The organism is Clostridium sp. UBA5712 (genome assembly GCF_002419845.1).
In the GTDB taxonomy this organism is placed as follows: domain Bacteria; phylum Bacillota; class Clostridia; order Clostridiales; family Clostridiaceae; genus Clostridium_J; species Clostridium_J sulfidigenes.
Window position 1 is genome coordinate 448,048 of sequence record NZ_DIGW01000010.1, and the last position, 6,597, is coordinate 454,644.

Annotated in this window: 13 protein-coding genes; all 13 read right to left on the minus strand. The window is 34.0% G+C overall.

What is annotated here, in order from left to right; translation table 11 throughout:
• Positions 1 to 2 precede the first annotated feature (2 nt).
• Positions 3 to 317, minus strand: coding sequence for a 50S ribosomal protein L24 (gene rplX, locus B3B03_RS06090; protein ID WP_035133314.1), 315 nt, complete (start codon positions 315 to 317; stop codon positions 3 to 5).
• Positions 318 to 334: 17 nt separating this feature from the next.
• A complete protein-coding gene (gene rplN / locus B3B03_RS06095) occupies positions 335 to 703 on the minus strand; it encodes a 50S ribosomal protein L14 (protein WP_035133311.1) in 369 nt (122 codons plus the stop codon).
• A 23-nt stretch (positions 704 to 726) separates the two neighbouring features.
• On the minus strand, positions 727 to 981 hold the full coding sequence (gene rpsQ, locus B3B03_RS06100) for a 30S ribosomal protein S17 (protein ID WP_035133308.1): 255 nt from the start codon (positions 979 to 981) through the stop codon (positions 727 to 729).
• Positions 982 to 1,002: 21 nt separating this feature from the next.
• On the minus strand, positions 1,003 to 1,215 hold the full coding sequence (gene rpmC, locus B3B03_RS06105) for a 50S ribosomal protein L29 (RefSeq protein ID WP_035133305.1): 213 nt from the start codon (positions 1,213 to 1,215) through the stop codon (positions 1,003 to 1,005).
• Positions 1,205 to 1,648 carry a 50S ribosomal protein L16 gene (gene rplP, locus B3B03_RS06110; RefSeq protein WP_035133300.1) on the minus strand — a complete coding sequence of 148 codons (444 nt, stop codon included), beginning with the start codon at positions 1,646 to 1,648 and terminating at the stop codon, positions 1,205 to 1,207. Before rplP ends, rpmC begins: the two co-directional genes overlap by 11 nt.
• A 27-nt stretch (positions 1,649 to 1,675) precedes the next feature.
• Positions 1,676 to 2,341 carry a 30S ribosomal protein S3 gene (gene rpsC / locus B3B03_RS06115; protein WP_150845876.1) on the minus strand — a complete coding sequence of 222 codons (666 nt, stop codon included), beginning with the start codon at positions 2,339 to 2,341 and terminating at the stop codon, positions 1,676 to 1,678.
• Positions 2,342 to 2,357: 16 nt separating this feature from the next.
• Positions 2,358 to 2,693, minus strand: a complete 336-nt coding sequence (gene rplV / locus B3B03_RS06120; protein ID WP_035133296.1) for a 50S ribosomal protein L22 — start codon at positions 2,691 to 2,693, stop codon at positions 2,358 to 2,360.
• Between the two features lie 22 nt (positions 2,694 to 2,715).
• Positions 2,716 to 2,997, minus strand: a complete 282-nt coding sequence (gene rpsS, locus B3B03_RS06125) for a 30S ribosomal protein S19 (RefSeq protein WP_035133294.1) — start codon at positions 2,995 to 2,997, stop codon at positions 2,716 to 2,718.
• A gap of 62 nt (positions 2,998 to 3,059) precedes the next feature.
• Complete coding sequence (gene rplB / locus B3B03_RS06130; protein ID WP_035133291.1) at positions 3,060 to 3,893, minus strand: 50S ribosomal protein L2; 834 nt, start codon at positions 3,891 to 3,893, stop codon at positions 3,060 to 3,062.
• A 52-nt stretch (positions 3,894 to 3,945) separates the two neighbouring features.
• Positions 3,946 to 4,242 carry a 50S ribosomal protein L23 gene (gene rplW, locus B3B03_RS06135; RefSeq protein WP_150845873.1) on the minus strand — a complete coding sequence of 99 codons (297 nt, stop codon included), beginning with the start codon at positions 4,240 to 4,242 and terminating at the stop codon, positions 3,946 to 3,948.
• The gene (rplD, locus tag B3B03_RS06140) at positions 4,242 to 4,862 is read right to left on the minus strand and encodes a 50S ribosomal protein L4 (protein ID WP_035133287.1); all 621 of its coding nucleotides are present in this window, start codon (positions 4,860 to 4,862) and stop codon (positions 4,242 to 4,244) included. Before rplD ends, rplW begins: the two co-directional genes overlap by 1 nt.
• A 17-nt stretch (positions 4,863 to 4,879) precedes the next feature.
• A complete protein-coding gene (gene rplC / locus B3B03_RS06145; RefSeq protein WP_346876707.1) occupies positions 4,880 to 5,509 on the minus strand; it encodes a 50S ribosomal protein L3 in 630 nt (209 codons plus the stop codon).
• A 107-nt stretch (positions 5,510 to 5,616) separates the two neighbouring features.
• The gene (rpsJ, locus tag B3B03_RS06150) at positions 5,617 to 5,925 is read right to left on the minus strand and encodes a 30S ribosomal protein S10 (protein ID WP_035133283.1); all 309 of its coding nucleotides are present in this window, start codon (positions 5,923 to 5,925) and stop codon (positions 5,617 to 5,619) included.
• Positions 5,926 to 6,597 lie beyond the last annotated feature (672 nt).

Consider the following 6,597-nt stretch of genomic DNA (forward strand, 5'->3'; position numbering starts at 1 on the left):
AATTAAAATGTTTCTCCGCACTTTTTGCAAACTCTAACTTTTGTACCATCATCAAGTACTTTATTGCTTATTCTAGTTACGCTCTTACATTTATCGCAATATAGCATAACCTTTGAGCTGTTAATAGCTGCTTCAAAGTTAACTATTCCACCTTGCATATTTTGTCTGTTTGGTTTTTGATGTTTAGTTACTACGTTAACGCCAGCAACTACAACTTTTCCAGTCTTAGGATAAACAGCTAAAACTTCTCCAGTTTTACCTTTATCTTTTCCAGAGATAACCATAACAGTGTCTTTCTTTCTAACATGAACTTTCATCTTTGCTACCCCCTATCCTATAGTACTTCAGGTGCTAGTGACAATATTTTATTATATTCTTTATCTCTTAGCTCCCTAGCAACAGGTCCGAAGATACGAGTTCCTTTTGGATTCTTATCGTCTTTTATAATAACAGCTGCGTTCTCATCAAATCTGATATAAGTCCCGTCTGCTCTTCTCAAACCTTTAACTGATCTAACAATAACTGCTTTTACTACGTCACCTTTTTTAACAACTCCACCTGGTGTTGCACTTTTAACGCTAGCAACAATTACGTCTCCGATGTTTCCCCATTTTCTTTTGGAACCACCGAGTACTCTAATACACATTATTTCTTTAGCACCAGAGTTATCCGCTACTTTTAATAATGTTTGTTGTTGTATCATGTAAATACCCTCCCTTCAGTTAACTATTTAGCTCTTTCCATGATTTCAACAAGTCTCCATCTCTTATCCTTAGATAATGGTCTTGTTTCCATTATTAATACTCTATCGTTAACTTTTGCTTCATTATTTTCATCATGAGCCTTAAATTTAGTTGTTCTATTAACTGTTTTTCCATATAATGGATGTCTAACTTTAGTTTCAACAGCAACAACAATTGTCTTATCCATTTTGTCAGAAACTACTCTTCCGATTCTACTTTTTCTATTTCCTCTTTCCACAAGATGAACCTCCTTTCAGTATTACTGCTCACAAGCCCTTAATTCTTCTTCTCTAAGGATGGTTTTAATTTGGGCTATAGACTTCTTAACCTGTTTAATTCTCATTGGGTTTTCTAACTGTCCTGTAGCTAACTGAAATCTAAGGTTAAATAATTCTGATTTAAGATCAGATAGTTTTACATTTAAATCTTGAGGAGTACTTTGTCTCAACTCTTTCAATTCATTAGCCTTCATTGATTTCACCACCCATTTCCTCAAAATCTCTTCTAGTAACAAATTTGGTTGTTACTGGTAATTTGTGAGACGCAAGTCTCATAGCTTCTCTAGCAGCTTCTTCAGATACTCCAGATATTTCAAATAATACTCTACCTGGTTTAATTACTGCTACCCAGTACTCTGGTGAACCTTTACCAGATCCCATACGTGTTTCAGCTGGTTTTTCAGTTACTGGCTTATCAGGGAAGATTTTTATCCAAACCTTTCCTCCTCTTTTAACGTATCTATTTATAGCTATTCTGGCAGATTCGATTTGGTTGCTTGTAATCCAACCGCACTCTGTTGCTTGTAAAGCATAATCTCCATAAGCAATGAAGTTACCTCTTGTAGCTTTACCTCTCATTCTACCACGTTGTACCTTACGATGTTTAACTCTTTTAGGCATTAACATGTCAAATTCCTCCTTCCTTACACGTTATTATGAGTTACTTTCTTCCTTCTGAACTTTCTTAGTTGGAAGAACCTCACCTTTATACACCCAAACTTTTACACCAATTTTACCATAGATTGTATTAGCTTCTGTAAATCCATAGTCGATATCAGCTCTTAAAGTTTGTAGTGGGATTGTTCCCTCATGATACTGCTCTGTTCTTGCGATTTCAGCTCCGCCTAATCTTCCTGAACATGCAGTCTTAACTCCTTTAACACCTGTTCTCATAGCTCTTTGAATCGTTTGTTTCATAGCTCTTCTAAAAGATATTCTCTTTTCTAATTGAGCTGCTATGTTTTCAGCCATTAATTGTGCATTGTTTTCTGGTGTTTTAACTTCTACTATGTTAATTAAAACAAATTTATCTTTAACAACTTCTTTTAATGCAACTTTAAGCTCTTCTATACTTTGACCGCCTTTTCCTATAACCATTCCAGGTTTTGCGGTATGTATATTTATTTTAACTCTTTTAGCTGCTCTTTCTATCTCAATTTTAGATATTCCAGCAGTGAATAATCTTTTCTTTATATATTCTCTGATAGCATTATCTTCAACTAAGTTATCTGCAAAATTTTTCTTGTCTGCATACCATTTAGCGTCCCAATCCTTGATAACACCAACTCTTAGGCCGTGTGGATGTACTTTTTGACCCACTCTATATCCCTCCTTCTTATGCTCTTTCTTTAACTACTATAGTTATATGGCTAGTTCTTTTTAAAATTCTGAATGCTCTACCTTGAGCGTGTGGTCTAAATCTCTTTAATGTTGGACCTGCACCTGTATGAGCCTCTGCAACATATAATCTATTTCTGTCTAAATTAAAATTGTTTTCTGCATTCGCAACAGCTGATTTTAATAATTTATTAACAACAACAGCTGCATCTTTTGGAGTATATTGTAATATAGCGAAAGCTTCATTTACATTCTTATCTCTTATAAGGTCAAGAACAATCCCAACTTTCATAGGAGACATTCTTACATATTTAGCTATAGCTTTAGCTTCCATTGGTAATTTCCTCCTTCCCGTACTATCTCATTCTACTTGATTTTTCCTTCGCGATATGACCTTTAAAAGTTCTAGTCAAAGCGAACTCTCCAAGTTTATGTCCTACCATGTCTTCTTGGACATATACTGGAACATGTTTTCTTCCATCATGTACAGCAATTGTGTGTCCTATCATTTGAGGAAAAATTGTAGAGCTTCTTGACCAAGTCTTTATAACTTTCTTCTCGCCAGCTTTGTTCATTTCTTCTATTTTATTTAGAAGAGACTCTTTTACAAAAGGTCCTTTTTTAATTGATCTACTCACTATTAGTGGCCTCCCTTCATGTAAAGTAGTTATAATCAGAAGAGAATTTATTTCTCTTCTAACTATTTACTATTTCTTTTCTTAACAATAAATTTGTCAGAGTATTTCTTAGTTTTTCTAGTTTTGTATCCAAGAGCTGGTTTACCCCATGGAGTACGTGGACTAGCATGACCTACTGGAGATTTACCTTCTCCACCTCCGTGTGGGTGGTCATTAGGGTTCATTACAGATCCTCTTACTGTTGGTCTGATACCCATATGTCTCTTTCTTCCTGCTTTACCTATATTAACAATTTCGTGAGTTAAGTTTGAAACTGTTCCTATTGTAGCTCTACAGTTTACTCTTACATATCTAACTTCTCCGCTTGGTAGTCTTACTTGAGCGTAAGCTCCTTCTTTAGCCATTAATTGAGCTGAAGAACCTGCTGATCTAACAAGTTGAGCACCTTTTCCTACTTGTAATTCAATGTTATGAATTATTGTACCTACTGGTATGTTAGTTATTGGAAGTGTATTTCCAACTTTAATGTCTGCATCTGATCCAGATACTACAACATCTCCAACCTTTAATCCAACTGGAGCTATTATGTATCTCTTTTCACCATCTGCATATACAACTAATGCGATGTAAGCTGATCTATTAGGATCGTACTCGATAGTTGCAACTTTAGCTGGTATACCATCTTTAGTTCTTTTAAAATCTATTAATCTATATTTTTGTTTCGCTCCACCACCGTGGTGACGAACAGTAATTTTACCTTGAGCATTTCTACCACCAGTTTTTTTCTTACTTACAAGAAGTGACTTTTCAGGTACATCTGTTGTTATTTCCTCAAATGAAGCCATAGTCATATTTCTTCTTGAAGGAGTGGTAGGGTTAAATTTTTTAACTGCCATTAGGTTTCCCTCCCTTTTCGCTTATCTGGCTCTAGCCAATAAATGCGTTATATTATTGCATTCCTTCAAAGAATTCAATTGTTTTGCTGTCAGCTGCTAATTTAATAACTGCTTTTTTGAAGTCAGCTCTTTTTCCAATGTGAACTCCAACTCTTTTAGTTTTACCTAAATTTCTTAGAGTTTTAACATCTTCAACTTTTACTCCGAAAACTTCTTCAACAGCTTTTTTTATTTGAACTTTGTTTGCGTGTATGTCAACGATGAAAGTGTATTTTCTTTCTGCCATAGCAGCCATACTTTTTTCAGTTATAACAGGTTTTCTTATTATATCATAACTAGTCATTTTCATTATGCATACACCTCCTCAATTTTTGATACAGCGTCTCTAGTAATCATTAAGTTTTCATACTTTAATATGTCGTAAACATTTATGTTGTTTACAGGCACTACAGCTACTCCAGGAATGTTTCTTGCTGATTTATAAACATTCTCATTAGACTCAGCTACAACTATTAATGTTTTTTTAGTTTCAAAAGCATTAAGAACTTTTACCATATCTTTAGTTTTTGGTGCATCGAAAGCCAAGCTTTCTAATACTATCATTTCATTATCTTGTACTTTTGAAGTTAAAGCTGATTTCATAGCTACTCTTCTCATACTCTTTGGAACGGAAACTCTGTAATCACGTGGTTTTGGTGCAAATACGATACCCCCGTGAATCCATTGTGGAGCTCTTATAGAACCTTGTCTTGCTCTTCCTGTTCCTTTTTGTCTCCAAGGCTTAATTCCTCCGCCTCTTACTTCAGCTCTTGTCTTAGCACTTTGAGTTCCTTGTCTTTTATTAGCTAATTGAGCTAATACAACTTGGTGCATTGCTTCAACACTAACTTCTACTCCGAAAATGCTATCATTTAATTGAATTTCTCCAACTTCTTTTTTCTCAGTGTTATACACTTTTACTGTAGGCATTCTGCATCCTCCTTTCCTTATGCTTTAACAGCGTTTCTTATTACTACTAAACCTTTGTTTGGTCCTGGTATTCCGCCTTTAATAAGAATAATATTCTTTTCAGGTATTACTCTTACTACTTCTAGATTTAACACTGTAGTATTAACATTTCCCATATGACCAGGCATTTTTTTATTCTTAAATGTTCTTGATGGGTCTGATGATGCTCCCATTGAACCTACTGCTCTATGGAATTTAGAACCGTGGCTCATTGGTCCTCTGTGGAAGTTCCATCTTTTTATAACGCCAGCGAATCCTTTTCCTTTAGATATTCCAGATACGTCAATTTTATCTCCGGCTGCGAAGATTTCTGCTTTTATTTCAGAACCTACTTCGTAAGCACTTGTATCCTCTAATCTAAATTCTTTTATGTGTCTTCTTACAACAACACCAGCTTTTGCGAATTCACCTTTCTTAGGTTTATTCACTAACTTTTCTCTTATATCTCCAAATCCAACTTTTATGGCTTCATATCCATCATTTTCTACTGTTTTCTTTTGGATTACTACACATGGACCAGCTTCTACAACTGTTACAGGTACTACTCTTCTATTTTCATCAAATATTTGAGTCATTCCTAATTTTTTACCCATTATAGCTTTTTTCATTTAAATACACCTCCTACTTATTAGCGGACCACATTGTGATCATAATAGTTAGTAATAGTTTTTCTATTACCCGTACATCATAGTTCAATTTCATGTACTATGTACGATTATAATTTTATTTCGATATCTACACCTGCTGGTAAGTCTAATCTCATTAATGCATCAACAGTTTTTGGTGATGGACTTAATATATCGATTAGTCTTTTATGAGTTCTGATTTCGAACTGCTCTCTTGAATCTTTGTATTTGTGTGGAGCTCTTAGAACAGTTATTACATCTTTCTCAGTTGGTAGTGGTACTGGACCGGCTACTTTAGCTCCTGTGTTTTTAGCAGTCTCAACAATCTTCTCTGCTGATTGATCTAGTATTGTGTGATCAAACGCTTTTAATCTGATTCTGATTTTTTGTTTTGACATTTCATTCCCTCCTTTTCATCGCACGCTATTACTTCTTACGCGCAACAGCGGAAGTTCTGTAAACTGCTCCTGGCGTTTCTTATTTTAAGAAACACAACAGCACTACAGACCCCGTCGCCCAATTCGTGATTGAGCATGCTCGGTTAAGAATTCCCCCGGAAGCCCGGCAACCTCTTACCTCATCGCTGTTACCATATTGCAACTTCTATAGTATACATTATTTTGTTAGCTTTGACAAGAGTTTTTATTCATTTTTTACTCCTGTAAATTTTTAATATCTTTAATTTTCTTTAATAAAAATATTATATATTTAATATGTAACTTTACTAACTATTTGTTTATATAATTGCCTAAAATTCAGAATATATAAAGTTATTAGTAATCTTTTTTTATATTTAATTAAATATACTATATAAGTTATATTTATGTATAGTACATCATATAGCATATAAATTCAATAGGTAAAATTATGCTGAATCTATAAAAATAGATTTTTCTCCATATTTATATATGCAATCTATATTTTATTGTTGTATATATTGTAGGAGAAGTTATTTAGATATAAAAAAAAGAGAGATAGGCGTCCCCATCTCTCTTTTTACCTAGGTTTTATTGTGCACATTTCCTTTTCAGGATAATAAATAATTTATTATTTTAAATCTTAATTATTCG

What these genes read in the sequence shown, in the direction of transcription:
- rplX (WP_035133314.1), bottom strand. Translation starts at nt 317, where the DNA reads ATGAAAGTTCATGTTAGAAAGAAAGACACTGTTATGGTTATCTCTGGA.
- rplN (WP_035133311.1), bottom strand. Translation starts at nt 703, where the DNA reads ATGATACAACAACAAACATTATTAAAAGTAGCGGATAACTCTGGTGCT.
- rpmC (WP_035133305.1), bottom strand. Translation starts at nt 1,215, where the DNA reads ATGAAGGCTAATGAATTGAAAGAGTTGAGACAAAGTACTCCTCAAGAT.
- rplP (WP_035133300.1), bottom strand. Translation starts at nt 1,648, where the DNA reads ATGTTAATGCCTAAAAGAGTTAAACATCGTAAGGTACAACGTGGTAGA.
- rplV (WP_035133296.1), bottom strand. Translation starts at nt 2,693, where the DNA reads ATGGAAGCTAAAGCTATAGCTAAATATGTAAGAATGTCTCCTATGAAA.
- rplB (WP_035133291.1), bottom strand. Translation starts at nt 3,893, where the DNA reads ATGGCAGTTAAAAAATTTAACCCTACCACTCCTTCAAGAAGAAATATG.
- rplW (WP_150845873.1), bottom strand. Translation starts at nt 4,242, where the DNA reads ATGAAAATGACTAGTTATGATATAATAAGAAAACCTGTTATAACTGAA.
- rplD (WP_035133287.1), bottom strand. Translation starts at nt 4,862, where the DNA reads ATGCCTACAGTAAAAGTGTATAACACTGAGAAAAAAGAAGTTGGAGAA.
- rplC (WP_346876707.1), bottom strand. Translation starts at nt 5,509, where the DNA reads ATGAAAAAAGCTATAATGGGTAAAAAATTAGGAATGACTCAAATATTT.
- rpsJ (WP_035133283.1), bottom strand. Translation starts at nt 5,925, where the DNA reads ATGTCAAAACAAAAAATCAGAATCAGATTAAAAGCGTTTGATCACACA.